24 protein-coding genes and 3 tRNA genes are annotated in these 26158 nt (G+C 56.1%); 10 read left to right on the top strand and 17 right to left on the bottom strand.

Annotation, left to right across the window (positions count from 1 at the left end):
* Positions 1 to 16 precede the first annotated feature (16 nt).
* The 4 genes from pgi (at position 17) to lpdA (ending at position 8042) form a co-directional block, all read left to right on the top strand.
* Positions 17 to 1663 carry a glucose-6-phosphate isomerase gene (gene pgi, locus G482_RS0107725; protein WP_028449563.1) on the top strand — a complete coding sequence of 549 codons (1647 nt, stop codon included), beginning with the start codon at positions 17 to 19 and terminating at the stop codon, positions 1661 to 1663.
* 102 nt (positions 1664 to 1765) lie between these two features.
* Entirely contained in the window at positions 1766 to 4423 is a 2658-nt protein-coding gene (aceE, locus tag G482_RS0107730; protein ID WP_028449564.1) for a pyruvate dehydrogenase (acetyl-transferring), homodimeric type, read from the top strand.
* A gap of 94 nt (positions 4424 to 4517) precedes the next feature.
* Positions 4518 to 6152, top strand: a complete 1635-nt coding sequence (aceF, locus tag G482_RS0107735) for a dihydrolipoyllysine-residue acetyltransferase (RefSeq protein ID WP_028449565.1) — start codon at positions 4518 to 4520, stop codon at positions 6150 to 6152.
* 90 nt (positions 6153 to 6242) lie between these two features.
* Positions 6243 to 8042: a dihydrolipoyl dehydrogenase gene (gene lpdA, locus G482_RS0107740; protein WP_028449566.1), complete on the top strand. Its 1800-nt coding sequence runs from the start codon at positions 6243 to 6245 to the stop codon at positions 8040 to 8042.
* Between the two features lie 112 nt (positions 8043 to 8154).
* On the opposite strand, the gene G482_RS17765 is transcribed toward lpdA, so the two are convergent.
* A complete protein-coding gene (locus tag G482_RS17765) occupies positions 8155 to 9144 on the bottom strand; it encodes a M48 family metallopeptidase (protein WP_051258833.1) in 990 nt (329 codons plus the stop codon).
* Entirely contained in the window at positions 9144 to 10232 is a 1089-nt protein-coding gene (locus G482_RS0107750; protein WP_028449567.1) for a YjgN family protein, read from the bottom strand. The genes G482_RS17765 and G482_RS0107750 overlap by 1 nt, the downstream gene beginning before the upstream one ends.
* Before the next feature lie 387 nt (positions 10233 to 10619).
* Between G482_RS0107750 and G482_RS0107760 the strand changes: the two genes are divergently transcribed.
* A complete protein-coding gene (locus G482_RS0107760) occupies positions 10620 to 10802 on the top strand; it encodes a hypothetical protein (protein ID WP_028449568.1) in 183 nt (60 codons plus the stop codon).
* 66 nt (positions 10803 to 10868) lie between these two features.
* Here G482_RS0107760 and G482_RS0107765 read toward each other — a convergent pair.
* The 4 genes from G482_RS0107765 to G482_RS0107780 form a co-directional block, all read right to left on the bottom strand.
* A tRNA-Glu gene (locus tag G482_RS0107765) sits at positions 10869 to 10943 on the bottom strand.
* 36 nt (positions 10944 to 10979) lie between these two features.
* Positions 10980 to 11055, bottom strand: a tRNA-Glu gene (locus G482_RS0107770).
* 49 nt (positions 11056 to 11104) lie between these two features.
* A tRNA-Ala gene (locus G482_RS0107775) sits at positions 11105 to 11180 on the bottom strand.
* 94 nt (positions 11181 to 11274) lie between these two features.
* On the bottom strand, positions 11275 to 12075 hold the full coding sequence (locus tag G482_RS0107780; RefSeq protein ID WP_081986337.1) for an outer membrane protein assembly factor BamD: 801 nt from the start codon (positions 12073 to 12075) through the stop codon (positions 11275 to 11277).
* Between G482_RS0107780 and rluD the strand changes: the two genes are divergently transcribed.
* From rluD to G482_RS0107795, 3 genes are all read left to right on the top strand, one after another.
* Positions 12074 to 13129 carry a 23S rRNA pseudouridine(1911/1915/1917) synthase RluD gene (gene rluD / locus G482_RS0107785; protein ID WP_028449570.1) on the top strand — a complete coding sequence of 352 codons (1056 nt, stop codon included), beginning with the start codon at positions 12074 to 12076 and terminating at the stop codon, positions 13127 to 13129. The genes G482_RS0107780 and rluD overlap by 2 nt on opposite strands.
* On the top strand, positions 13122 to 13859 hold the full coding sequence (gene pgeF, locus G482_RS0107790) for a peptidoglycan editing factor PgeF (RefSeq protein WP_028449571.1): 738 nt from the start codon (positions 13122 to 13124) through the stop codon (positions 13857 to 13859). The genes rluD and pgeF overlap by 8 nt, the downstream gene beginning before the upstream one ends.
* A 207-nt stretch (positions 13860 to 14066) precedes the next feature.
* A complete protein-coding gene (locus tag G482_RS0107795) occupies positions 14067 to 14999 on the top strand; it encodes a ZIP family metal transporter (RefSeq protein WP_028449572.1) in 933 nt (310 codons plus the stop codon).
* Between the two features lie 63 nt (positions 15000 to 15062).
* Here the strand turns inward: G482_RS0107795 and G482_RS0107800 are convergent, their stop codons facing one another.
* From G482_RS0107800 to G482_RS0107850, 11 genes are all read right to left on the bottom strand, one after another.
* Entirely contained in the window at positions 15063 to 15629 is a 567-nt protein-coding gene (locus G482_RS0107800) for a GNAT family N-acetyltransferase (RefSeq protein ID WP_028449573.1), read from the bottom strand.
* A 1-nt stretch (position 15630) separates the two neighbouring features.
* Entirely contained in the window at positions 15631 to 15891 is a 261-nt protein-coding gene (locus G482_RS17770) for a hypothetical protein (protein WP_051258835.1), read from the bottom strand.
* Positions 15892 to 16097: 206 nt separating this feature from the next.
* Positions 16098 to 16886 carry a GTP cyclohydrolase FolE2 gene (folE2, locus tag G482_RS0107810; RefSeq protein WP_028449574.1) on the bottom strand — a complete coding sequence of 263 codons (789 nt, stop codon included), beginning with the start codon at positions 16884 to 16886 and terminating at the stop codon, positions 16098 to 16100.
* 114 nt (positions 16887 to 17000) lie between these two features.
* The gene (gene fliR / locus G482_RS0107815) at positions 17001 to 17792 is read right to left on the bottom strand and encodes a flagellar biosynthetic protein FliR (protein WP_028449575.1); all 792 of its coding nucleotides are present in this window, start codon (positions 17790 to 17792) and stop codon (positions 17001 to 17003) included.
* Entirely contained in the window at positions 17793 to 18062 is a 270-nt protein-coding gene (gene fliQ, locus G482_RS0107820; RefSeq protein WP_028449576.1) for a flagellar biosynthesis protein FliQ, read from the bottom strand.
* 3 nt (positions 18063 to 18065) lie between these two features.
* Positions 18066 to 18824, bottom strand: coding sequence for a flagellar type III secretion system pore protein FliP (gene fliP / locus G482_RS0107825; RefSeq protein ID WP_034619265.1), 759 nt, complete (start codon positions 18822 to 18824; stop codon positions 18066 to 18068).
* Positions 18814 to 19275, bottom strand: a complete 462-nt coding sequence (gene fliO, locus G482_RS0107830) for a flagellar biosynthetic protein FliO (protein WP_034619266.1) — start codon at positions 19273 to 19275, stop codon at positions 18814 to 18816. Before fliO ends, fliP begins: the two co-directional genes overlap by 11 nt.
* A gap of 4 nt (positions 19276 to 19279) precedes the next feature.
* Positions 19280 to 19720: a flagellar motor switch protein FliN gene (fliN, locus tag G482_RS0107835; RefSeq protein WP_028449579.1), complete on the bottom strand. Its 441-nt coding sequence runs from the start codon at positions 19718 to 19720 to the stop codon at positions 19280 to 19282.
* The gene (gene fliM, locus G482_RS0107840; RefSeq protein ID WP_028449580.1) at positions 19713 to 20729 is read right to left on the bottom strand and encodes a flagellar motor switch protein FliM; all 1017 of its coding nucleotides are present in this window, start codon (positions 20727 to 20729) and stop codon (positions 19713 to 19715) included. The genes fliN and fliM overlap by 8 nt, the downstream gene beginning before the upstream one ends.
* A gap of 45 nt (positions 20730 to 20774) precedes the next feature.
* Complete coding sequence (locus G482_RS17775; RefSeq protein ID WP_051258836.1) at positions 20775 to 21347, bottom strand: flagellar basal body-associated FliL family protein; 573 nt, start codon at positions 21345 to 21347, stop codon at positions 20775 to 20777.
* A 152-nt stretch (positions 21348 to 21499) separates the two neighbouring features.
* Positions 21500 to 22732 carry a flagellar hook-length control protein FliK gene (locus tag G482_RS0107850; protein ID WP_028449581.1) on the bottom strand — a complete coding sequence of 411 codons (1233 nt, stop codon included), beginning with the start codon at positions 22730 to 22732 and terminating at the stop codon, positions 21500 to 21502.
* Between the two features lie 86 nt (positions 22733 to 22818).
* On the opposite strand from G482_RS0107850, the gene flhB reads away from it, so the two are divergent.
* The gene (flhB, locus tag G482_RS0107855) at positions 22819 to 23970 is read left to right on the top strand and encodes a flagellar biosynthesis protein FlhB (protein ID WP_028449582.1); all 1152 of its coding nucleotides are present in this window, start codon (positions 22819 to 22821) and stop codon (positions 23968 to 23970) included.
* Between the two features lie 49 nt (positions 23971 to 24019).
* On the top strand, positions 24020 to 26104 hold the full coding sequence (gene flhA, locus G482_RS0107860) for a flagellar biosynthesis protein FlhA (protein WP_028449583.1): 2085 nt from the start codon (positions 24020 to 24022) through the stop codon (positions 26102 to 26104).
* Positions 26105 to 26158 lie beyond the last annotated feature (54 nt).

The raw sequence follows: 26158 nt of genomic DNA on the forward strand, positions 1-26158 counted from the left end.
ACAAGGAAACGAGTCGATGTCGAAACTGACTTCTTCGCCTGCCTGGCAGGCGCTGGCTGAGCATTTCCAGCAAATCCAGCCGCTGCACATGCGCGATATGTTCGCCGAAGATCCACAGCGTTTTGAGCGGTTTTCTCTGGAAACCGGCGGCCTGTTCTTCGATTACTCGAAGAACCGGGTTAACGAAACCACGATGCGTCTCTTGATGGATCTGGCGCGCCAAAGCGGGCTGGAAAACCGCATCAAGCAGATGTTTGCCGGCGAGAAGATCAACATCACCGAAAACCGTGCGGTTTTGCACGTGGCGCTGCGTAATCTGGATAAAAACCCGCTGATCGTCGATGACGAAGACGTAATGCCGAAAGTGAATGCGGTGAAAGAGAAGATGTTCCTCTTCTCGGATCAAATTCGCTCAGGCGAACGCGTGGGTTACACCGGCAAAGCCTTCACCGATATCGTGAATATCGGAATTGGCGGCTCGGATCTGGGCCCCTTGATGGTATGCCATGCGCTGAAAGAATACGGCCATGCACGCCTGAATATGCATTTTGTTTCGACCGTGGATGGCGATCAGATTGTTTCGACACTGAAAAAGCTCAACCCAGAAACCACGCTGTTTATCGTGGCATCGAAAACCTTCACCACGCAGGAAACCATGACCAATGCCCGCACCGCGCGCAAATGGTTCCTGGAGCGGGTGGGCAACGAAGCCCACATTGCCAAGCATTTTGTGGCGGTATCGACCAACAGCAAGGCTGTTTCCGAATTCGGGATCTCGCTCGACAATATGTTCGAATTCTGGGATTGGGTCGGCGGCCGCTACTCGCTGTGGTCAGCCATCGGTTTGGCGATTGCCATCTATCTGGGTAAACACAATTACCAAGATTTGCTGCATGGTGCGTACACCATGGATGAGCACTTCAAAACCAAACCGCTGGAACAAAACCTGCCCGTGATCATGGGCATGTTGGGCGTGTGGTATTGCAATTTCTTCAATAGCAAAACCCAGCTGATTTCTCCGTACAACCAGTGTCTGTATCGCTTCCCGGCCTATCTGCAACAGCAGGATATGGAATCCAACGGCAAGTCGATTGATCTGGATGGCAATCGCGTGGATTACGCGACCGGCCCGATTGTCTGGGGTGACACCGGCATTAACGGCCAGCACGCTTATTATCAGCTGCTGCATCAAGGCACCGAGCTGGTGCCGATCGATTTTATCGCCACCATCGAGCATCCCGACGTGCCAGAGCCGCACGATACGATTCTGATGGCGAATTTCTTCGCGCAAACCGAAGCCTTTATGCGCGGGAAAAACGAAAGCGAAGTGCGCGCCGAGCTGACCAAGCTGGGCATTGTGGGTGAAGCACAAGAAAAACTGGTGGCGCATAAGATTTTCGAGGGCAATCGCCCTACCACCACCATTCTGATGCAACGCCTGACACCACGTCGTTTGGGCGCCCTGATTGCTCTGTATGAACACAAAGTGTTTGTGCAAGGCACGGTCTGGAATATCAACTCCTATGACCAGTGGGGTGTCGAGCTAGGCAAACAGCTGGCAAAGCTGATTGAAACCGATCTGACCACCCCAGGCCTGACCGTGGGACACGATTCGTCCACCAATGGCCTGATTAACTATTTCAAACGCAATACACCGCGCTAAAAACAGGGCGCAGGCAAACCCTGCGCCACTACTGTCCGGCCACATGAACCGGACAAGACCCAGTGTGATTTCAAAATAACCCACTCACAAGGTAGATATACGATGGCAGATCAGATTCATGACCATGATCCACTTGAAACCAAAGAATGGCTGGATGCGCTGCAAGGCGTCATTGCAGCCGAGGGTGCCGAGCGCGCCCACTTCCTGGTGGAAAAACTGGTAGATCAAGCCCGTCAAGACGGTGTAAATATCCCCTACACCGCCACTACGGCGTACATCAACACGATCCCGGCGCACCTGCAAGCCAAACACCCCGGCAATCCAACGCTGGAAGAGCGTGTATTGGCCTACACCCGCTGGAATGCCGCTGCGATGGTAGCGAAAGCCAATCGTGATGCAGCCGAACCAGGCGGCCACATTTCATCGTTTGCCTCGGCAGCCACCTTGTACGATGTGGGCTGGAACCACTTCTGGCATGCGGCCAACGAAAACCACGGTGGTGACTTGGTGTATTTCCAAGGCCACTCTGCACCAGGGATGTATGCCCGTGCCTATCTGGAAGGCCGGATCAGCGAAGAGCAACTGAATAAATTCCGCCGCGAAGTGGATGGTGACGGTCTGTCGTCTTACCCACATCCATGGCTGATGCCCGATTTCTGGCAATTCCCGACCGTATCAATGGGTCTGGGCCCGCTGATGGCGATCTACCAGGCTCGCTTTATGAAATACCTGGACGATCGCGGCTTCAAACAAAAAGGCGATCGTAAAGTATGGTGCTTCTGCGGTGATGGCGAGATGGACGAACCAGAATCACTGGGCGCGATCTCTCTGGCTGGCCGTGAAAAACTCGACAACCTGATTTTCGTGATCAACTGCAACTTGCAGCGTCTGGATGGCCCAGTGCGTGGTAACGGCAAGATCATTCAAGAGCTGGAAGGCGATTTCCGCGGTTCAGGCTGGAATGTCGTGAAAGTGATCTGGGGTTCAGGCTGGGATGCCCTACTGGCCCAAGACAAGAAAGGCCTGCTGCAAAAACGCATGATGGAAGTGGTCGATGGTGAATACCAGACCTACAAATCGAAAAACGGCGCCTACGTGCGTGAGCATTTCTTTGGCAAATACCCAGAGCTGCTCGACCTTGTTGCCAGCATGACCGATGACGACATTTGGAAACTGACTCGCGGTGGTAACGACCTGTTTAAAGTTTACGCAGCCTACAAAGCCGCAGTAGAGCACAAGGGTCAACCAACCCTCTTGCTGGTTAAAACTGTTAAAGGCTTCGGTGTGGGCGCTGCGGGCGAATCGCAAAACACCGCGCACAACACCAAAAAACTGGGTGACGACGATCTGCTGCACCTGCGTGATCGCTTCAACGTACCACTGACTGACGAAGAAGCCAAAGCGTGCAAGTTCTATCGCCCAAGCGAAGACAGCCAGGAATACAAATACATGATGGAACGCCGCGCAGCACTGGGCGGCTTTATCCCATCGCGTAAACCAGTGAATGAGCCACTGGAAGTGCCACCACTGGACGCATTCAAAGCCCTGCTGGAAAGCTCTGGCGAACGCGAAATGTCGACCACCATGGCCTTCGTGCGCTTGCTGAACACCCTGGTGAAAGACAAACAAATCGGTAAACGTATCGTGCCGATCGTTCCAGACGAAAGCCGTACCTTCGGTATGGAAGGCATGTTCCGTCAATTGGGCATCTGGTCACACGTAGGTCAGCTGTACGAGCCACAAGATGCCGACCAACTGATGTTCTACAAAGAGTCGCAAACCGGTCAGATCCTGCAAGAAGGGATTAACGAAGCCGGCGCGATGTCGGATTGGATTGCCGCTGCAACAGCCTACGCGAATCACGGCCACACCATGATTCCGTTCTACATCTACTACTCGATGTTCGGTTTCCAACGGATTGGTGACCTGGCTTGGGCCGCCGGTGATTTGCGTGCACGCGGCTTCTTGGTCGGTGGTACTGCCGGTCGCACCACGCTGAATGGCGAAGGTCTGCAACACCAGGATGGTCATGGCCACCTGTTTGCCGAGTTCATTCCGAACTGCGTGTCGTACGATCCTACCTTTGCTTATGAGCTGGCGGTGATTGTGCAAGACGGTATGCGCCGGATGTACCAAGATCAGGAAAACATCTACTACTACCTGTCAGTCATGAACGAAAACTACACCCATCCAGCCATGCCGGCGGGTGCAGAAGCGGGCATTCTGAAAGGTCTGTACAAATTCAAACAAGGCGAAGCCGGCAAGCTGAAAGTTCAGCTGATGGGCTCGGGCACCATCTTCCGCGAAGTAATCGCGGCAGCCGACCTGCTGAAAAACGATTTCGGCATTGATGCCGACATCTGGTCAGCGCCAAGCTTTAACGAACTGCGTCGTGACGGTATGGCCGCCACCCGCCACAACTATCTGAACCCAACCGAACCAGCACGCGTGCCTTACGTGACCGAGTGCCTGAAAGACGCGCAAGGTCCAGTGATTGCTGCTACCGACTACAAACGCACTTATGCCGACCAGATTCGCGAATACGTTCCGAACCGCTTTGTCGTGCTGGGTTGCGATGGTTTCGGTCGCTCAGCCAGCCGCTCGGAACTGCGTAGCTTCTTTGAGGTAGATCGTTACCACGTAGCGGTAGCTGCGCTGAAAGCACTGGCCGACGAAGGCCAGCTGCCAGCAGCGAAAGTGGCCGAGGCGATTGCCAAGTATGGCATCCGCACCGACCGTCCAGCACCATGGACCGTGTAATAGGTTAAGTGAGACCAGCCTGCCGGGGTATACCCTTCTCCGGCAGGCTGAATGAGCAACGGCGGGCAATACCCCCACCTCACAGGATTCAGACATGAGCAATATTATTGAATTGAAAATCCCGGACATCGGCGGCCACGCGGGCGTTGAAGTCATTGAAGTGTTCGTCAAGGCTGGCGACACCATCGAAAAAGAACAATCACTGATCACCCTCGAAACCGACAAAGCCACCATGGAAGTGCCGGCCACCGAAGGCGGCGTCGTGAAAGAAATGAAGATCAAAGTCGGCGACAAAGCCTCAGAAGGCGATGTTGTACTGTTGCTTGAAGTGGGCGCGGCGGCTGCCGCCCCTGCTCCAGCTGCTGCGGCGGCTCCGGCAGCAGCACCAGCACCTGCGGCCGCCCCTGCCGCTGCGGCGCTGGTTGAAGTGCATGTGCCGGATATCGGCAACTTCGACGCGGTGGAAGTGATTGAAGTCAATGTCAAAGTCGGCGACACCATCGCGATTGACGACGGTCTGATCACGCTGGAATCTGACAAAGCCAGCATGGAAGTACCTTCCACTGCGGCCGGTGTGGTTGAAAGCATCGCCGTAAAAGTGGGCGATAAAGTGGCGCAAGGCGCTTTGGTACTGACCGTACGCTCTAGCGCGGCAGCAGCTGCGCCAGCGGCAGCACCAGTAGCAACTTCTGCACCTGCAGCAGCACCCGTTGCGGCGGCACCAGCAGCAGCGGCTCCAGTTGCAGCACCAGCAGCAGTCGCGTCTGCGCCAGCCAAGTTTGACGAAGCGAACTTCAACAAAGCGCACGCTTCACCATCAGTGCGTAAATTTGCGCGCGAATTGGGCGTGGATTTGAGCAAAGTAGCCGGTAAAGGCCCGAAAGGCCGCATCTTGCACGAAGACGTACAGTCTTTCGTGAAATCGGTGATGACTAGCGCGGTAGCTTCGTCTTTCGCTGCTGGTGCGGCGCCTGCAGCGGCATCACTGGGCGGTGGTCTGGATCTGTTGCCATGGCCGAAAGTCGATTTCGCCAAATTTGGCCCGATCGAAACCAAGCCATTGTCACGCATCAAGAAAATCTCTGGCGCGAATCTGCACCGCAACTGGGTGGTAATCCCGCACGTAACGTTCAACGACGAGTGCGATATCACCGAGCTGGAAGAATTCCGCAAGCAAGTGGGCAAAGAGTGGGAAAAATCAGGCCTGAAGATCAGCCCATTGGCCTTCATCATCAAGGCCGCCGCTGAAGCACTGAAAGCCTTCCCAGAAATGAATTCGTCACTCGATGGCGACAATCTGGTGCTGAAACAGTACTACCACATCGGTTTTGCGGCCGACACGCCAAATGGCTTGGTAGTACCGGTGATCAAAGACGCCGACAAGAAAGGCCTGAAAGAGATTTGCAAAGAGTTGACCGAATTGTCGCTCGCTGCTCGCGAAGGCAAACTCAAGCCAACCGATATGCAAGGCGCAACGTTCACGATTTCTAGCCTGGGCGGCATCGGCGGCACCAGCTTCACGCCAATCGTCAATGCTCCTGAAGTCGCGATCTTGGGCGTGTGCAAATCGCAAATCAAACCAGTGTGGAACGGCAAAGAGTTTGCGCCACGGCTGATGTGCCCATTGTCGCTGTCGTTCGATCACCGCGTGATCGATGGCGCGCAAGCGGGTCGCTTCACCGTGTATCTGGGCAAATTGCTCAGCGACGTTCGCCGCTTGATTCTCTAATTCTGCGAGGCGTGAGAGCCGGGGTATTGCTCTACAGAGCAATACCCACAATCGCTCCCACCTCATACCCTTGACCTCACAGGACAAAAAATGAGCAATACAATCGAACTGAAAGTACCCGATATCGGCGGCCATAGCGATGTGGCCATCATCGAGGTCTTTGTGAAAGCCGGCGATACCATCGCCGTTGAAGAAAGCCTGATCACCCTGGAAACCGACAAGGCGACCATGGAAGTGCCCGCCACTCACGCCGGCGTGATCAAAGAAATGAAAGTCGCCGTCGGCGACAAAGTGTCAGAAGGCAGCGTGATCGCCATCGTGGAAGTGGCCGCGAGCGCCGCTGCGCCAGCCCCTGCCGCGGCTGCCCCCGCTCCGGTGGCTGCACCAGCACCAGCCGCTGCGCCTGCAGTTGCCCCAACTGTTGCACCCGTGGCCGGCCAATACGCTGGCGCGGTGGACATGGAAGTGGACATGATGGTCTTGGGCGCAGGCCCTGGCGGTTATTCTGCAGCGTTCCGTTCGGCTGACCTGGGCATGAAAACCGTGATCGTTGAGCGTTATGGCTCACTCGGCGGCGTTTGCTTGAACGTCGGTTGCATTCCATCGAAAGCCCTGCTGCACAATGCGGCGGTGATCGATGAAGTCGCCCACTTGGCGTCCAACGGGATCAAATTTGGCAAACCAGAAGTCGATATCGATGGTCTGCGTGGCTACAAAGAAAAAGTCATCAACAAGCTCACTGGCGGTTTGGCTGGCATGGCCAAAATGCGTAAAGTTGAGCACGTGCGCGGTATCGGTACTTTCCTTGATGCCAACCACATCGAAGTACAACTGACTTCGGGCACGGGCAAAGATCTGACTGGCGAGAAGAAAGTCATCAAGTTTGCCAAAGCGATTATCGCGGCCGGCTCGCAAGCGGTGAAATTGCCGTTCATTCCGAACGATCCACGTATCGTTGATTCAACTGGCGCGCTGGAACTCAAATCAGTGCCAAAACGCATGCTGATCATCGGCGGCGGTATTATCGGTCTGGAAATGGGTACGGTGTATTCAACACTGGGCGCGCGTCTAGACGTGGTGGAGTTGTCTGACGGCCTGATGCAAGGCGCGGATCGCGATCTGGTGAAAGTATGGCAAGACTGGAATAAACACCGTTTTGACAACATCATGTTGCAATCGAAAACCACCAGCATTGAGCCAAAAGCAGACGGCATCTGGGTGACGTTCGAAGGCCCGAAAGTGCCGAGCGAGCCACAGTGCTACGACTTGGTACTGTATTCAACCGGTCGCTCGCCAAACGGCAAGAAAATCGGTGCGGAAAACGCGGGTGTGATCGTTGATGAGCGTGGCTTTATCGCCGTTGACAAGCAAATGCGCACCAACGTGCCACACATCTTCGCGATTGGCGACTTGGTCGGCCAACCGATGTTGGCGCACAAAGCCGTACACGAAGCGCACGTGGCCGCAGAAAACGCAGCGGATCACAAAGCGTACTTTGATGCACGCGTGATTCCAGGCGTAGCCTACACCGACCCAGAAGTGGCTTGGGTGGGTTTGACTGAAGATCAGGCCAAGAAAGAAGGCATCAAGATCACCAAGGGCGTATTCCCATGGGCGGCTTCAGGCCGTGCGATTGCCAATGGTCGTGATGAAGGCTTTACCAAGCTGATTTTCGACGCTGAAAACGGCCAAATCCTCGGCGGCGCGATTGTTGGCCCGCACGCTGGCGATATGATCGGTGAAGTGTGTTTGGGCATTGAAATGGGCGCAGATGCAGTGGACATCGGCAAAACCATTCACCCGCACCCAACCATGGGCGAGTCGATTGGTATGGCTGCCGAAGTGGCCAAAGGCGTATGTACCGACCTGCCACCGCAGCGCAAGAAATAAGCGCAGACACTGCGTAAATAAAAAGCCACGGCATGCCGTGGCTTTTTTGTGGCTGATTTAATTGCAACGATTGAGGCCGCCGCAGTTAGCTCATCGCAGCCTACGCCGAGACTCAAGGCTGCCGCAATGTGCGCAAGCGTTCTGCCGTTGCCGGATGCGTGGCCAGTAACTCCGGCACTTCAGTATGCGCAGGCTGGCTGCCGACGAGTTTTTCCAGCGCATCGGCCAGCACAGCTGGCGATTTCCCCTGCGCACGCAGGCGCTGCGCGGCGAACTCATCGGCTTCGCGTTCGAATTGGCGGGTATAACCCAGCTGCACTACCAGCGCAGCCATGGCCGCGACATTGCTCACCGCACTGGGTGCATCCCCCAGCACCACCGCGGCAATCAGGCCCAGACCGGCCGCCTGATAGACATTACGCAGCCCATGCTGACGCTCAACATGCCCCATTTCATGCAGCAAGACCGCGATAATTTCATCGTCGCTCAAGAGCGTGGCTAGCTGATCCGTTACCACCACTTGCCCACCCGGCAAGGCAAAGGCATTGGCGCCAACGTTGGGCAAATCATAAAAATGCAGCTGATACGGAAAATGGCTCGCTTGCGTTTGCGCCTGCCAGCGCTGCAGCAAAGCCTGCTGGCGTGCCGGCGGCAGCTGGCTAGGTTGCAATGTAATCCCGAGCTTAGGTAGCGAAGCCAGGGTGGCCTCACCCAGCATGGATTCGAGCTTCACTGGGGTGAGCTTGGCCGCCAGATGCGCGGCCAGCGGCATACCTTGCCAATAAAGCAGCACCGCTGCCAGCACAATCCCCAGCACCGCCAGTACACTGTAGCGCCAACGCGCCTCCAGTTGCGCCAGTGGCTGCTGACCTTGGCCGAGTAATTCGGCCAAGGCCTGTGCGGCTGGGCATTCCAGTACCGCCCCATCAGGCAGGTTTACCCGCGCTGGCAGATTGCCCAAGATGGGCTCTAGGGCGCAGGCCGCCAATGGCACTTGCCGCTCCCAGCCCTCGCCATGGATCAGCAATTGTTCGTCCACGCGGCTTAATTGCACCGTAAACAGGTGGCTGGTATGCCCATCCAGATAGCTGGCGCTCAGCATTAGATCGCTAAATCCACATCAAAAAGATCAGTGGCTTCAGCGCCTACCGCCGAGCCGGCATTTTGCACTACGGCATTAAATTGATTGAGCCCTTCCGGTGCGTGCAGACTCATGCCATTCAGACGCATGCGACTTTGCGCCACTTTTAACCATGGCAAGGCAAGGCCGAACGTGAGCACCACCAAAGGCAAGCGCCACGCCATCATGCGGCCATATGCCCAGGGGCTGGCCTGACTATCAAAGCTCACCGCCCCCAGTGCGGTTTGCCGCCAGCCAAAATTGGCCTGCGCCAAACGCACCGCTGCTGCGACCACACTAAAGCCCACCAGCATCACGATATAGCCAATCACCAGCGGCAAAATCGCAGCGATCAGCAGCGCCGGATTGCTTTTATTCAGCTCGCTCAAATTCACGCCCGCGCCAAAAATCGTTGCGCCGACAGTGAAAGCAAAACCCAGCCCCACCACCAGCATCACGCCCAAACCGGCCAAGGCTGCGCGATAGTAGCCCCCCACCGCCGAACCCAGCTGGCTAAAGCGCTGATCGCCAAAGCTGGCATGATCCACCACAAAACGGAATTGCTGATGCTGCACATAAGGCAAGGCCAACCCCAGGGAAGGAATCAGCAACAGCGGTAGCAGCAGGTAATTTTTGACCGCGCCCCACACCGTGCCATGAAAATCAAAGGGCACATTGCGATAACGGGTTTGGCGCAGATTAAACCGGATACTGCGCACGATCATCCATGGCAACACCAGCAGGAATAACAGCCCAAACAGCCCGCCCAGCAGCGGATGCAGATTCGAGCCAACGGCGTACAAGGCAAAGAAAGCAAAGGCGATCAGGCGACCAATCAAAATCTTCACCGGCTGCGCGGTGTAATCAAAGCGTGAGCCAGCCAGCTCGGTATTGCCATAAAAGTACTTCAAACGCCGCACTTTGGCCCAGGCCGAATAAATGCCCAGGGTGAGGACGCTGAGTAACAGATTCACAATCCAGATCCGGAAATACTCGCCACCTTGTCCATGAAACTGGATCGCCCAGCGATTGCTCTGCATCTGCTCGTCCATCCCCTGCCCCTTAATCATGCAAAAACCATCATATTATTTTCACGTAAGACACTACACAAGCTGGATGACAGCCATGTTGCTTTGCCGGCGGCGCAAAGCTGGGCGGCAAAGCTTGCCTGCGCGCGCCAGTATCTGCACCGCCAGGCTAGCCAGCATGTTGCAAAGCCGCAGCAACACAGCGGCGCAGGATATTAATGAAGCAGTGGGTATAGCCATCAATACAAATAGAATTAATACATACACAGATATACCCATACCCTGTATGAAATAACCTAAGCCGAAATGACCAACGGCAGCAGCAAGAAATCGTGCAGTGCAATAAATTGGGAAAACGGTTAGCAGTAATCCGTCGATGGCACGTTTTATGCTCTGTAGTGCGCGTCGAACCCGCAAGAGGTAGGCATCATGGCAAGTAGCGACAACAGCAACAGCACCAAACAGCTCACGCATCAGCGTTTAAGTCACGAAATTACGCATGAGCTGGAGCAGTGTTTATCACTCTGCCAGCAATTGCAGATCGATTTCTATGCCTGTTTGGCCCACGCCCGCATCGAATTCGATAAACATCAGCGCGAACCAAGCGCCTGAGACTGTCGCAGTAGAAAAAATCAGCGCAGAAGTGAAAAAAGACACCCCCAGGTGTCTTTTTGATTGTGGCGTCCCCACGGGGAATCGAACCCCGGCCGCCGCCGTGAAAGGGCAGTGTTCTAACCGCTAAACTATGGGGACTTAACTGGTAAGTCAATGTGTGCTGGCCGCCTAAACTGGCGTCCCCACGGGGATTCGAACCCCGGTTATCGCCGTGAAAGGGCGGTGTCCTAGGCCTCTAGACGATGGGGACTGCGTACAACTAACTTCGTCAGGCTGTCACACACTCACTTTGTATTCTTTGGTGGAGGTAAGCGGGATCGAACCGCTGACCTCTTGCATGCCATGCAAGCGCTCTCCCAACTGAGCTATACCCCCAAAAGAGATGCACATAATAGTTACACATCTCAGTCGCGTCAAGCTTTTGCTGCAATATTTTTGACCTAATTGCACAAAAGCTTGATTCAGCAACTTAAATTGGCGCCCACCAGTAAGCGTCGCTCGCCACTTCCTGCTCATGCGCTTTGCTATTCGGGAAGTTCTTCAGCAACACGCGTTTGGCATCATCACGATAATCGGTCATGCCCAGCTTATCGTAGGCCTGATACATCAACCCCAGCGCGCCTTCCACTTGCTTGGTATTGCTGTAGTTATCAATCAGCGCCTTGCCGCGATTGGCCGCGGCAAGATATGCGCCGCGTTTGAAATAGTAACGGCCAACGTGCAATTCGTAATTAGCTAGCGCGCCGATCAGATACCCCATCCGCAGCTGGGCATCGCGGGCATATTTACTTTCAGGAAAGCGGGTGACTAATTCACGGAAAGCATTGAATGACTCTTTGGCCGCTTTAGGGTCGCGCTCAGACATATCTTGCTTAGACAGCACCGACAAGAAGCCTTGCGACTCATTAAACGTCACCAGCCCTTTCAGGTACATCGCGTAATCCAGGCTTGGATGAGTTGGGTTTTGCTTCATAAAGCGATCAATTGCCGCCAGCGCCAGCGCGGGCTCCTGATCTTTGTAATAGTTGTAGGCGGTTTCCAGCTGGGCTTGCTGGGCATATTTACCATATGGGAAACGCGCTTCCAACCGCTCGAATAATTGATTCGATTTAGTGAAATTGCGGCTGGCCTGCTCGGATTTAGCTTCATTGAACAGCTTGTCCGCCGACCAGTTTTTCGTTTCATCGTTGGTGCTGCCGGTGCTGGCACAACCTGCCACTAAACCGATCAGCAAGGCAGAAACGAGGATTCGAGGTAGAATCTTATTCATGATGCAATCCGATATTGAACTCGACGATTATAACGACTTCGCAGACACCCGTGTGCTGACTGTGCCCGCCGACCTGGCTGGCACCCGGCTTGACGCGGCGCTGGCGAAGATTTTGCCTGATTTCTCCCGCTCACGCATGGCCGGCTGGATTAAAGACGGACAGGTTTTGCTCGATGGCGCCCCCGCCACCACCAAAACCAAGCTCTGGGGCGGTGAAACGCTCACCGTCACCATTCAGCCCGACCCCAATGAAGTGGCGTATGTGGCCGAAGATCTGCCACTGGAAGTGCTGTACGAAGATGCAGCGCTGCTGATCATCAACAAGCCGGCGGGCTTGGTGGTGCACCCCGGCAACGGCAACTGGGAAGGTACACTCTTAAATGCCCTGCTGTTTCACTACCCTGAGGTGCGCAGCATTCCGCGTGCCGGCATTGTGCACCGGCTGGATAAAGACACCAGCGGCTTGATGGTGGTGGCGCGCACGCTGCAAGCGCAAAACCATCTGGTGAAGCAACTGCAAGAGCGCACGGTAAAACGCCACTATCTGGCGGTGGCCAGTGGCGAAATTCGCCGCGATGGCACGGTGGATGCACCTATTGGCCGCCACCCGAAAGATCGCACCAAAATGGCCGTGATTCACAGCGGCAAAGAATCGATCACCCATTATCTGGTGCTGGAAAAATTTGCCGGCTACACCCTGATTGAATGCCGGCTGGAAACCGGCCGCACGCACCAGATTCGCGTGCATATGGCACACCTGAAACACGCGCTGGCGGCCGACCCGGTTTATGGCACCCCGCCGCGGCTGGATATCTCGCCCGAAGTGCGGCTGGCGCTGGAAGAACTCAACCGGCAAGCCCTGCATGCGCGCAAACTCTCGCTCGTGCATCCGGTGACCGGCAAAACCATGGAATGGAAAGCGCCGACGCCATTCGATCTGGAACAGCTGATCGGCACTTTGCGCGCCGAATTGGCCATGGCTAATGATGCCGACGAAGATGATGATGACGAAGACGACGACCACGACTGCGAAGTGATCTACACCCGTGAATAATCCCACGCCTGCCTTCTACACCCCCAACTGGCCAGCCCCGGCCCGTGTGCGCGCCCTGCAAACCACGCGGCTGGGCGGCCACAGCCTGCCGCCCTATGCCAGCCTGAATTTAGGCCAGCACGTGGGCGATGATCCGCAGCAGGTTGCGGCCAATCGCGCCATCGTGGCCGCAGCCTGCGGCAGCCAGCCCCGCTGGCTCAATCAGGTGCACGGGGTGGCGGTAGTCGATGCAGCAGAAATCACGCAGCCGGTGGATGCGGATGCCAGCTACAGCCGCGCGCTAGGTGTGGTGAGCGTGGTGATGACCGCCGACTGCCTGCCACTGCTGTTTTGCGACCGTGCCGGCACCGTCGTCGCGTCTGCGCACGCGGGCTGGCGGGGTTTGTGTAATGGCGTGATTGAAGCCACCGTTGCCAAAATGGCCTGCCCCGCCAGCGAGATCCTCGTCTGGCTCGGCCCCGCCATCGGTCCCAATGCCTTTGAAGTCGGCGACGAAGTACGCGCGGCTTTTATGGCCACAGATCCGCAAGCCGAGCTAGCATTCAAGAAGCAAGAAGGGGGTAAATGGCTGGCGGATATATACCTACTGGCTCACCAGCGATTACATACCCTGGGTATTACTGCCATTTATGGTGGTGACCAATGCACGGTGACGCAGGCTGAAACCTACTTCAGCTACCGCCGCGATGGGCAAACAGGGCGTTTGGCAAGTTTGATCTGGCTGGAATAAATCCCAGCTTGGGTAAAAATACCGGGGCGCTCTAAGCGCCCCTTTTGCATGGCTGGTATTTTTTCGCCCCCTCTGAGCCAGGAGCGCCGCGAGGGCAAGCGTTAGCAAATACTTGTTCGGCCCAACGCCGCGCAGAAGATGAGAACCTTTCTCATGCCGAGCCCAAGCTTTTTATGATACAGTGTTGCATCTGCAGGATTTTTACCGATGTCGACATTAAGCTGGATCATTACCATGAGCCTGCTGGGCAGCGTGCTCAGCGTATTGGCCGCCGCGGCGATGGCGTATTTAGCCAAGCCACACTGGATTCCCAAACTGGTTTCTTTCGCCGTGGGCGCTTTGCTGGCCGCGGTATTTCTAGAGATTTTGCCGCACGCCTTCGGGGCGCATGGCGGTCATGAAGGCCACGCGCATGGCGCGAGCGAGCTGTCATTGTTGACTGACGTGCAGCATGCGGCCTCTCAAACCGTACAAGCCGCGGTTGAACACGCACCACATGCGAGCCCGGAAGCAATTTCGGTCACGATTTTGCTTGGGATTTTTATCTTTTTCATCATGGAAAAGCTGGTGATCTGGCGGCATTGCCATCACGAGGCGTGTGAAGAATTAGCGGGTAGCGCGCACGAACACCAACATAGCGAACATCACGGTCATTCGCACGGCCACGGGCACAGCCATGGTAATGAGCATGGTCGCGCCGGCATGATGATTATGGTCGGCGATACGCTGCATAATTTCTTGGATGGCGCGGTGATCGCGGCGGCGTTTATGGCCGATACCTCGGTCGGCATTGCCACCGCCGTGGCGATTATTGCGCACGAAATCCCGCAAGAAGTCGGCGATTTTATCGTGCTGCTGCATTCGGGCTATAGCAAAGCTAAGGCGCTACTATTTAATTTGCTCTCATCGCTGGCGGCGCTGGCTGGTGGTTTGCTGGCGTATTTCTCGCTCAGCATGGTGGAAACCGCGCAGCCCTATTTGCTGGCGCTCGGTGCGGCTAGCCTGATTTATGTGGCGATTGCCGATTTAATCCCGACCCTGCACAAACGCCCGCACATCAAAGACACCCTGCACCAGGTACTGCTGATGGTAGCCGGGGCGATGCCGATTGCGCTGGTGCATCACTTCATGCCGCACTAAGCGCGCACCGCCCGATACATCGGCAGGTATCAGCATAAAGGCCAATCATTGATTGGCTTTTGTTTATATACCCCTGGTAAATTGTTCTTTCTGCAAGCGATACAAACAATGCCGCCGCAGTGGATGATCGACCGCTAAGACCGGATGATCGAACTCGCCCGCCGCATCGAGCTGCATACCAAGGCGAAGCATCAAGGCTTGCGAGCGCAGATTACTCAGCGCGGTAAATGACACGATTTCGTCCAGATTCAGTTGCGTAAAGCCAAACTCCAGCGCGGCGCTGGCCGCTTCCAAGGCCAAACCTTGCCGCCAGTACGGCTTTGCCAGTCGCCAGCCAATCTCAACGCAGGGCATAAATGGCAAGGCGACGCGCGGGATATTCAGGCCGGCCATGCCGATAAATTCACCACTGTCGCGCAACTCCAGCGCCCAAAAGCCCCAGCCATGTTCATGCAAACGGTCGCGAAATAATGAGATATAGGCTTCACTTTCGCTAGGACTGAGCACTGCTGGAAAATAACGCATCACGTCTGGGTCGGCACTCATGGCCGCAAACGCCGGCAAATCGCTAGCGCGCCAATCGCGCAAAATCAGCCGCTCGGTCGTGAGCGTCACCACGGGCTGGCTCACCTCAAGCCCCTGCGGATTTGTCGCTTGGGGGGTTGCCGCTGGCGGCGCCGCCCTCATGCGCAGCTTGGCGCGCGGCCTCACGCGCGGCGATGTCGGCCGCACGGGCCGCTTTGCCTCGCTGCACACTGCGGCGCAAAGCCAAAATACCCCAGGTAGGTAATACTGCCAAGAATATGAAATAAAAGAGCCCGACGGTAATACTCCCCGCCCCGAGCGACATCATAATCACAACAAACAAATACCCAATCAAAACGATATACATCGCTTACCCCAAAACAAAAGGCTCCTAAGGAGCCTTTGAAGATGTTGATGATACTTCACAATGAATACCAAGCTAAGCTCAATGGGCTAGCGAGCCAGCGCAGTTAGGGATTCACACGGAGCGCAGACACCGGAATGGACATGACGTCCATGAGGATGTCGAGCACCGGCTGAACCCAAATGCAAAGGCGCAGCAGCCCAGTGAGTTTAGCGGCGTTTGTCGTGTTCGATCAGGGCATACGCCGAGTGATTGTGAATCGACTCAAAGTTTTCCGCCTCCAGCACGTAGGCCACAATCCGCGGCTCGGCATTCAGGCTGGCGGCCACGTCGCGCACCATGTCTTCCACAAACTTCGGATTATCATACGCGCGCTCGGTCACGTATTTTTCATCGGTACGCTTGAGCAAGCTAAATAGCTCGCACGAGGCTTGCTGCTCAACCAGGGTCACGATTTCTTCGATCCAGATATGCTCGCCCAGCACCGCATCCACGGTGACATGCGAGCGCTGATTGTGCGCGCCATAGGCCGAGATTTTTTTCGAACATGGGCACAGGCTGGTTACCGGCACCAGCACTTTTAGGCGCTGGGTAAAGACGCCATTGTTCAGCTCGCCAATCAGGGCGACCTCATAATCCATCAGGCTTTGCACGCCAGACACCGGCGCGGTTTTGTTGATGAAGAACGGGAAACGCATTTCCAGATAGCCTGAATCAGCTTCGAGCTTGTCGCACATCTCGCGCACCATGTCTTCCAGCGCTTCCACCGAGATTTCTTTTTCGCGGCTATTGAGGATTTCCAGAAAGCGCGACATATGGGTGCCTTTGAAATGCTGCGGCAGGTACACATACATATCAAAGGTGGCCACCGTGTGCTGGACGCCATCGGCCCGGTCTGCGACCTTGATCGGGTGACGGATCGATTTCACGCCCACTTTATTGATGGCGATGTTGCGCACATCGGGGCTGCTTTGCACGTCGGCAATCGTTGCGCTCATGAGGATCTCTCAATGTGTATTCAGGGTGAAATTATATCAGAGGCCAATACCCGATTAAACCACTCGGGTATTGCATTTTTCAATGGGCCTGATTGCCAGAGGATATGCGCGGGTTTATTTGGGCTGACCAAAGGCCTGCAAGATCTGGGCAATCACCTTGCTGCTGGTGGCGAGCAAGGTCTCGATTTGCGGCCCCAACAGGGGCAAAGAATAATATAAGGCCGCAAAGCCAATTCCCAAGGTGAGCGGAAAACCAATCGCAAAAACGTTCAGCTGCGGTGCGGCCTTGGTCATCACCCCGATGGCCAGATTGGTGATCAGCAACACCGCCAGCACCGGCAAAGACAGCAAGACCCCGGTGCGAAAGATCACCCCGCCATACAGCGCCAAGAGCTCAAAACCCCGCGCATTCAATTGCACCTGCCCCACCGGCAGCTGGATCAGGCTTTCCAGCAGGATGCGCAGCATCAGCAAATGGCCGTTCACCGCCAGAAACATCAGCAACATTAATAGACTTAAGAGCTGCGCCACCGCCAGCGTATTACTGGCATTTTGCGGATCGTAAAATGAGGCAAAACCCAACCCCATTTGCAAACCAGCCAGATGCCCGGCCATTTCCACCGCGGTAAAGGTCAGCCGCATTACAAAGCCCATCGCCACCCCAACTAGCAGCTCGCGCATGGCAATCAGCATGCCATCGGGCGAGACCACCGGCACACTGGGCATAGGCGGCAGCGCTGGCGCCACCACAAGGGCCAACGCAACCGCCAAGGGCACCCGCACGCGGATAGGAATACGGCGGCTAGAGAAAAACGGATCGGCCAGCATCAGGCCGAGAATGCGTAAAAATGGCCACCAGAACAGCGCCAGCCAAAGCTCGATTTGCGCCTGTGTAACAACCCACATTTAGCCGATCACTTGCGGAATGCTCTGATACAGACGGATGGTGTAATCCATGATCAGCTCCAGCATCCATGGTCCGGCCAGCACCAGCACCACAAAGGCCACCAGCAGCTTAGGGATAAACGACAGCGTGGCCTCATTGATCTGGGTGGCGGCCTGAAAAATACTCACCAGCAAACCCAGCACCAGCGTGGCCAGCAACACCGGCCCACACAACAGCACCATGACTTCCATGGCTTTTTGCAGCAGGGTGACGACCATTTCCGGGCTCATGCGCTAGCCTCCCACGTAAAAGCTTTGCACCAGCGAGCCCATCAGCAGTGTCCAGCCATCGACCAGCACAAACAGCATCAGCTTGAAGGGCAAGGAAATCATCACGGGCGAGACCATCATCATCCCCATCCCCATCAAGATACTGGCCACCACCAGATCAATAATCAGGAAAGGAATAATCACCATAAACCCAATCTGGAACGCAGTTTTCAGCTCGCTAGTCACAAAAGCCGGCACCAACACCCGCAGGCTCACATCTTCCGGCCCTTGCGGCGCTTTGGCCCCCGACACCTCGATAAAGAAGGCCAGATCTTTTTGCCGGGTTTGCTTGAGCATAAAGTCTTTGAGCGGCACCGCGCCTTTATCCAGCGCTTCGTTAAAGCTGATCTGGTTGGCACTATAGGGCTGATAAGCCGTGGTGTAGATTTTGTCGAACACCGGCGACATCACAAAAAAAGTCAGGAATAAAGACAGCCCCACAATCACCTGATTGGGCGGGCTTTGCATGGTACCCAGCGCTTGGCGCAGCAGCGATAACACAATCACAATGCGGGTAAAGGCGGTCATCATCAGCAAGATGGCCGGAATAAACCCCAGCGCGGTCATAAATAGCAGGGTTTGAATCGGCAGCGAATAGGCCGTCCCTCCCGCGGTTTGCGTTGAAGTCATAAAGGGTATACCCGCCGGCTCGTTCGCCAACAAGGCAGGGGGCAACATACCCAGCAGTAGTATTAGCAATAAGCGAGCACGATCAGCGCGCATCAGAGCCTCCATCCGGCTTAGCGTTCATGCCGCGCTTGGCCAAAGCCGCCTGCAGCCACTGGGCAAAAGCCGGCGCCACCGGCGTTGCGGCGGGCAGCTCTGGTGGCTCACTCAGCGTGTGCAGCAGGTTAATTTGCTGGCTAGTCACGCCCAGCACCAGCCATTGGCCATCCACCTGCACCACTACTACCCGCTCCCGCGGGCCGACCATCACCCCAGACACCACTTTCAGCGGCCCCTGCAAACCTTGCGGCAAGAGCGAGAACCGGCGCACCAGCCACGCTGCCCCCACAATCAGCAGCAAAATAAAGCCCAGCGCCAGCATCACCTGCAACAAAGAGCCAACGCCACTCGGCGAGCTGCTGGCCAAGGCAGGGCCGCTGGCGGCGGCCCAAACGGACAACGGCAGCCCGCTAAGGCTGCCGCTCACTAAAATTGGCAAAATACGCATCGGTTTATTTATGCAGGCGGCGAATCCGCTCGGCTGGAGTAATGATATCGGTGAGGCGGATACCGAATTTTTCATTCACCACCACCACCTCGCCCTGGGCAATCAGACAGCCATTCACCAACACATCCATCGGCTCCCCTGCCAAGCCATCAAGCTCAACCACCGAGCCCTGTGCCAGCTGCAGCAAATTGCGGATTGCGATTTTAGTGCGGCCCAGCTCAACCGTCAGCGCGACCGGAATATCGAGAATCATATCGATATTATTCGGGGCCCCAGCCGGAACGGCGTTAGCGTCAAACGATTGGAAAATATTAGCCGGCTGGGCATCGCTGCCGCCGCTGGTGGCGCCGCTGCTATCGGCAACTTCTTGCTCTGCCAGCGCTGCCGCCCAGTCATCCATGATGTCTTCTGGATTTTCTTCTGCTGGATTGTTTTCGTCAGCCATGGCCTTCCTCGTGCGATTCGTCTTCCTGCCCGCTCAGTGATTCGGCTGTACTCATCAGCTTTTGCACTTTCAGGGCGTATTGCTTGTGAAGAATACCATAGGTGCACTCCAGCACGGGCACACTGTCCACGGTGGCAGTAATGATTTCGGGGATATCCAACGGAATCACATCGCCCGTTTTCAAACTCAGGATGTCACCGAGGGTGATTTTGGTCTCCCCCAGCGTGGCCACCAGATCGACCTCAGCATGCTGCACTTGCTTGCGCATCAGATTGGTCCAGCGATTGTCAGCCTCGATCCGGTCGGCCTGCATACTGCTGTAGAGCAAATCGCGAATCGGCTCCAGCATCGAATACGGGAAGCAAACGTGGAAATCACCACCGCCCGCCCCCAGCTCGATCTTGAAGGTATATGCCACCACCACCTCAGTGGGGGTCGCAATATTGGCAAACTGGGTATTCATCTCCGAGCGCACATAGGCAAACTCGCACTCGAATACCGGCTGCCAAGCCTTCTGGAATTCTTCAAACACCACATCCAGCAGTCGCTGAATAATGCGCTGCTCGGTTGGCGTAAAATCACGCCCTTCCACCCGCACATGGTAGCGACCATCCGAGCCGAACAGATTGTCAACCACCAGAAACACGAAATCAGGATCAAAAATAAACAGACCCGTGCCGCGCAGCGGCTTCATGTGGATCATGTTCAGATTGGTGGGCACCACCAGATTACGGATAAATTCGCTGTATTTCTGTACCCGCACCGGGCCGACGCTAATCTCGGCATTGCGGCGCATGAAATTAAACAAGGCAATGCGCAAATTACGGGCAAAACGCTCGTTGATGATCTCGAGCGTCGGCATCCGGCCACGAACGATCCGTTCCTGCCGGCCAATGTCGTAGTCACGGACCGCATGCGGGTCGATTTCCTCTTCGACCTCGTCCTGCTCGCCCGTTACCCCCCGCAGCAGCGCGTCGACTTCTTCCTGGGAAAGAATATCGTCAGCCATGTTTTCGCTCTATCTGCCTTTGCTTAACTACTTATCGAGCTCTTATCAATTTTCTTGATAAAAGAACTGCGTGAAGTTCACGCTCAACACCCCTTCATCCTTGGCTTCCGCCTCCAGAATGACGTTCAGTTGCTCGCGAATTTCGCGGGCGAGGTCTTCCTGCCCCTTCGCGGTTTTGATTTCTTCCAAGTTTTTCGACCGCAACAAACGACCCACGGCATCAAGCACCTTGGGCTGGAAATCTTTCAGGCGCTGCTTGTCGGCCTCTTCGGCCAGCTCAACCATGATTTGCACTTGCAGTACGGCGCCCGTATCACCCGCCAGATTGACGGTAAAGGGCTGATCTTGCAGCTTGTCAAACACAGGAGCGTGATGCCCTTCTTTTTCCTTCTCTTTTTTCTTTTTCTCTTTTTCTTTCTTTTCTGCCTCAGCGGCCGCGTTAGCTTCGGCCACCGCTTCATCGGCATGCCCTTCGGCCGGGGTGCGCAGAATGAAGAAGGCCAGCAATCCACCCACGACCAGAATCAACACCAACAGGGCGATCACGATGATCAGTAGGATGTTTTTCTTGGGCTTTGGCGCGGCATCCGCAGGCGCTGCTGCTTTGGCGTCAGACATAGATTACTGCCTCATGAAGCAAAAGGATGAAACTGGTCGTTTGGTCGAATGCAAAAATACCCCAGCGATGCTGAGGCATTTTCGACCACTACTGCAAAAGATACTATAAAACAAGCGCTAAGCAAGCATTTTTCAGGTAACACATTGCAAAACTAGACAAATAGACTCACTCGCGTACTGCCGCCCGGCACCCGCACATCGCTTAAATTAATCACCCGATCAAGCACTTGGGTGCCATTCGCGGCGTCCAGCTGACCATAAGGCAGCGCAGGCTGGCCAGATGACTGCCGTTGCTGGCTTTGCTGCTGGGCAAAAGCGTTTTGCTGTTGCTGCTGTAAAGATTCTGAAGCCACCTGCACATTATTGAGCACAATCCCCTGATCAGCGAGCAGCGCCGTCAGCTTCGGTGTGGCGGCCGCCAAAGCCTCACGCACGGCGGCTTGCTGCGAAGTAAACACGACGCTCGCCTGCTCGCCCCCCAGATTCAGCTGCACTTCCATTGGCCCCAGATTCGGCGGATTAAGCTGCATTTGAATCTGCTGTTCTTGCTTGCCCAGCATCAGGCTCACCCGCTGCGCCACCGCATCGCCCCAGCGCGGATCATTCACCGGCGTAGCCACATAATGACTAGGCACTGGCGTAGCGGTGTTATGGCTCGCCGCTTGCAGATGCTGCGGATTGGCATTCACCGGCGCGGGCGCGGCCTGCAGCGCGGTTTGCAATTGCTGGCCAAACTCGCCCAAACCAGCTTGCTCCCCTTTTGCCGCAGCGCCGTTTAGCGGCAATCCATTGCCCGCCTCAACGGCAATCTTTGCCGCTGCATCACCTTGCTGCGGGCGCTGATTTTGGCCATTGAGTAAGTCATTGACTGCTGCATTCAGGCTAGGTTCCTCAGCTTGCGTGGCTTCAGGGTTGACGGGCAAACCATTTGCGCCCAGCAGATTCAAAGCGCCAGCTTCGCCAGCCAAATCATTGGCAGCCTCAGCTTGGGTTGCCTGATTGAGCTGTGGCAGGTTTTTATTCAGCGCTTGCAAATTGGCTGCCGCCAGCAAGGCGGCCACATTCGGATCCACCACCGTATTGGCCGCTGCAACCGCTTGCTCAGTGGGGCTTGGCTCATTGGCGGCGACTTGATTGGCGGCTTTATCCGCCGGCTTGGCCGCCTGGTTTTCTGCCGGTTTGGGCTCGGTTTTAGTTGCAGCCTCGGCCGCTGGCTTTTCACGGCTTTCGCTGGCTTGCGGCTCGCGCTGCTTGCCCAGCTCGTTACGCAATTGCGCGCCAAATTCCACCGCGCCGCCCTTGCCGTTATCGCGCGTGGTTTTGCCACCGGTATTGCTCGGTGTAGCGGTGAGCGCTGAAATGGTGTTTGAGGTATTTGCCGCCATGATCGGACACCACAAAAAAGAGTCAGCCCCCTTCAAGCAAAGTTGATGCCAAGCTCGAAATCAGCCCCCAGTGATACACTGCCGGCATGGCAGAAGATTCAGATCTCGAACGCACCGAACCGGCGTCCCAGCGGCGGCTGGATGAAGCCCGCAAAAAGGGTCAGGTGCCGCGCTCGCACGAACTCACCACCTTTGCCACCTTGCTGGTGGGCTTGGTGGCGATCATCTTTACCGGGCCGGATCTTTATGCGGCCATGAAAGAAATCATGGTCACGGCGCTGAGTTTTCAGCGCCAGCAGCTAATTAGCACCGCGGCGATGGGAGAAATGCTGTTTGCACTGGGCAAAATCGCCATCATTGCCTTGCTGCCGATTTTTGGCGCGGTGGTACTGGTCACCATTCTGACCCCCATGCTGATCGGGGGCTGGCTATTTAGCGGCGAGGCGCTCACACCCAATTTTGGCCGCCTCAACCCGATGAGCGGGATTGGCCGAATGTTTTCGCCGCGCACCATCGTCGAGACCATCAAAACCGTTCTTAAATCCGCGCTGATCGGTGGCGTTGCCGCGTGGCTGATGTGGCAAGAGCGCGCCGATTTTATCCAGCTCTTGGTCATGCCCGCCGACTCGGGCTTTGGCATGCTCTGGCAGATGACCCGCCACACACTGCTGCTGGTGATCGCCGCCATGGCCGTGATTGTGTTGATTGATGTGCCTTATCAGCTCTGGGATTACTACAAAGGCCTGCGGATGACCAAAGAAGAAGTGCGGCAGGAACACAAAGAAGCCGAGGGTGATCCACATGTGAAAGCGCGGATTCGCCAGTTGCAGCGGGAAGCCGCGCGCAAACGGATGATGGCCGAGATTCCGAAAGCCAATGTGGTGGTCACCAACCCCACCCACTATGCCGTGGCCATCCGCTACGACAGCAAAATGCGTGCGCCCATCGTGGTGGCCAAAGGCGCTTTTCTGCTCGCTGAACGCATTATCGAAATCGCCAAAGACAATAAAGTGGCCGTGTTGCGTACGCCACCTTTTGCGCGGGCGCTGTATCATCATGCCGACTTGGGCGAAGAAATTCCCAGCGCGCTGTATACTGCCACCGCAGAGGTGCTGGCCTACATTTACCAGCTGGATCTCTACCGGCGCGAGGGCGGCTTTGAGCCGGTACTGAATACCGACTTGCCCGTACCACCCGAGCTAGACCCCGAAAACGAAAACCAGGGTATATCGCCCTAAGCTATATTTAATAAGGCGCAGCAAGCCATACAGGTAGCCCGTATTAGAAATGCAGTCCATTAACCTGACTCGTTTGGCCGCACCCGCGCTGGTGCTCATGGTGCTCGGCATGATGATTCTGCCGCTGCCACCGCTGCTGCTCGATTTCTTTTTCACCTTCAATATTGCGCTGTCGGTCATTGTGCTGATGGTGAGCATGTATACGCACAAGCCACTGGAATTCTCCAGCTTTCCCACCGTACTGCTGGTCACCACGCTGCTGCGGCTATCGCTGAATGTGGCCTCAACCAAGCTGGTGCTCACCGAGGGCCACGCTGGTGGCGACGCGGCCGGTAAAGTCATCGAAGCCTTTGGCCATGTGCTGATTGGCGATAATGTCGCGGTCGGGATCGTGGCTTTTATTATTCTGACCATCATTAACTTTGTGGTGATCACTAAAGGCGCTGGCCGGATCGCCGAGGTATCGGCCCGCTTTACGCTGGATGCGATGCCAGGCAAACAGATGGCGATCGACGCCGATCTGAATGCCGGTCTGATTGGCGAAGAAGAAGCCCGCCGCCGGCGTACCGAAATCTCCGATGAAGCGAATTTCTTCGGCTCGATGGATGGTGCGAGTAAATTCGTCCGCGGCGATGCGATCGCCGGCATTCTGGTGATGGTGATCAATCTGGTGGGCGGGATGCTGGTGGGCATGCTGCAACACGATCTGCCTTTTGCTGAAGCCGCCCGTACCTACACCATGCTGACCATTGGTGATGGCTTGGTGGCGCAAGTGCCTGCACTGGTGATTTCAGTCGCCGCCGGTATCGTGGTGTCGCGAGTGGGCACCGAGCAAGATCTGTCGCAACAGATGCTCAACCAGCTGTTTGCCCGCTCGCAAGTGCTGTATGTCACGGCGGGGGTATTGGCGGTTTTGGGCATTATTCCTGGCATGCCCCATTTCGCCTTTCTGCTGATGGCTGTCTTGGCCGGCAGCCTCGCCTGGTGGGCCGATCAGCAAAAACAGAAAGACCTCCTCGCGGCCAGCGGCGGCAGTGCGGGTGGCGCGCCTGCGCCTGGCGCGACCCCCGCCTCACCGGCCGAAGCGCCGCTACAGGAAGTCAGCTGGGCGGATGTGCAAGCCGTTGACCCGGTCGGACTGGAAGTAGGCTACCGGCTTATTCCGCTGGTGGATCGCAATCAGGATGGCGAATTGCTGCGCCGCATACGTGGCATCCGCAAAAAAATCGCGCAAGAGCTGGGCTTTTTGGTGCCGGCCGTCCATATCCGCGACAACCTTGAGCTGCGACCCAATCAATACCGCATTCAGCTCAAAGGCGTCGACGTAGGCTTGGGCGAAGCCTTTGTTGGCCAGTGGCTGGCCATCAATCCGGGTAATGCCGCCGGCAATTTGCCCGGCACCGCTACTACCGATCCAACCTTTGGCCTACCTGCCATCTGGGTAGATAGCAGTTATCGCGATCAGGCCCAAGCCATGGGCTACACCGTGGTCGATGCCTCCACCGTAGTTGGCACACACATCTCGAATATTCTGCAATCCCACGCCGCCGAGCTACTCGGGCGCGAAGAAGTGCAAGCGTTGCTCGATCATTTCAGCAAAGAATCGCCCAAGCTGGTGGAAGAGCTGGTACCCAAAGTGGTGGCGATTGGTACGCTGCAAAAAGTGCTGCAAAACCTGCTGGAAGATGGACTGCATATCCGCGATATGCGCACCATTCTGGAAACACTGGGCGAGTCAGTCGCCCGCACCCAAGATCTGGACGAGCTAACCTCGATGGTCCGGGTGGCGCTGGGCCGCGCCATCGTGCATCAACTTTTCCCGGGTGAAAACGAGCTGCAAGTGGTGGCGCTGGAGCCCCAGCTCGAAAACATCCTGCTCTCGGCCGCCAGCGGCCGCTCGCCGGGCGGGCTGGAGCCGGGGCTGGCCGAGCGCCTACTACAGCAAGCGGCACAACTCTCAGAGCAGCTAGAAATGCAGGGCATTAACCCGGTGATCATCACGCCGGCCCAGTTGCGGCCGATGCTTTCACGCTTTTTAAAGCGCTCAATCCCGAATTTGCGGGTGATTGCGCACACCGAAATCCCGGAATCGAAGACCTTGCGCATCATTGGCGTGCTGGGTGCCAATGGCTAAGCGCCGGCTAAGACGCTGTTTTACTGCTGAATTCTTGCAACATTCAGCCGTAAA

The organism is Chitinibacter tainanensis DSM 15459, from assembly GCF_000429785.1.
Classification (GTDB): Bacteria; Pseudomonadota; Gammaproteobacteria; order Burkholderiales; family Chitinibacteraceae; genus Chitinibacter; species Chitinibacter tainanensis.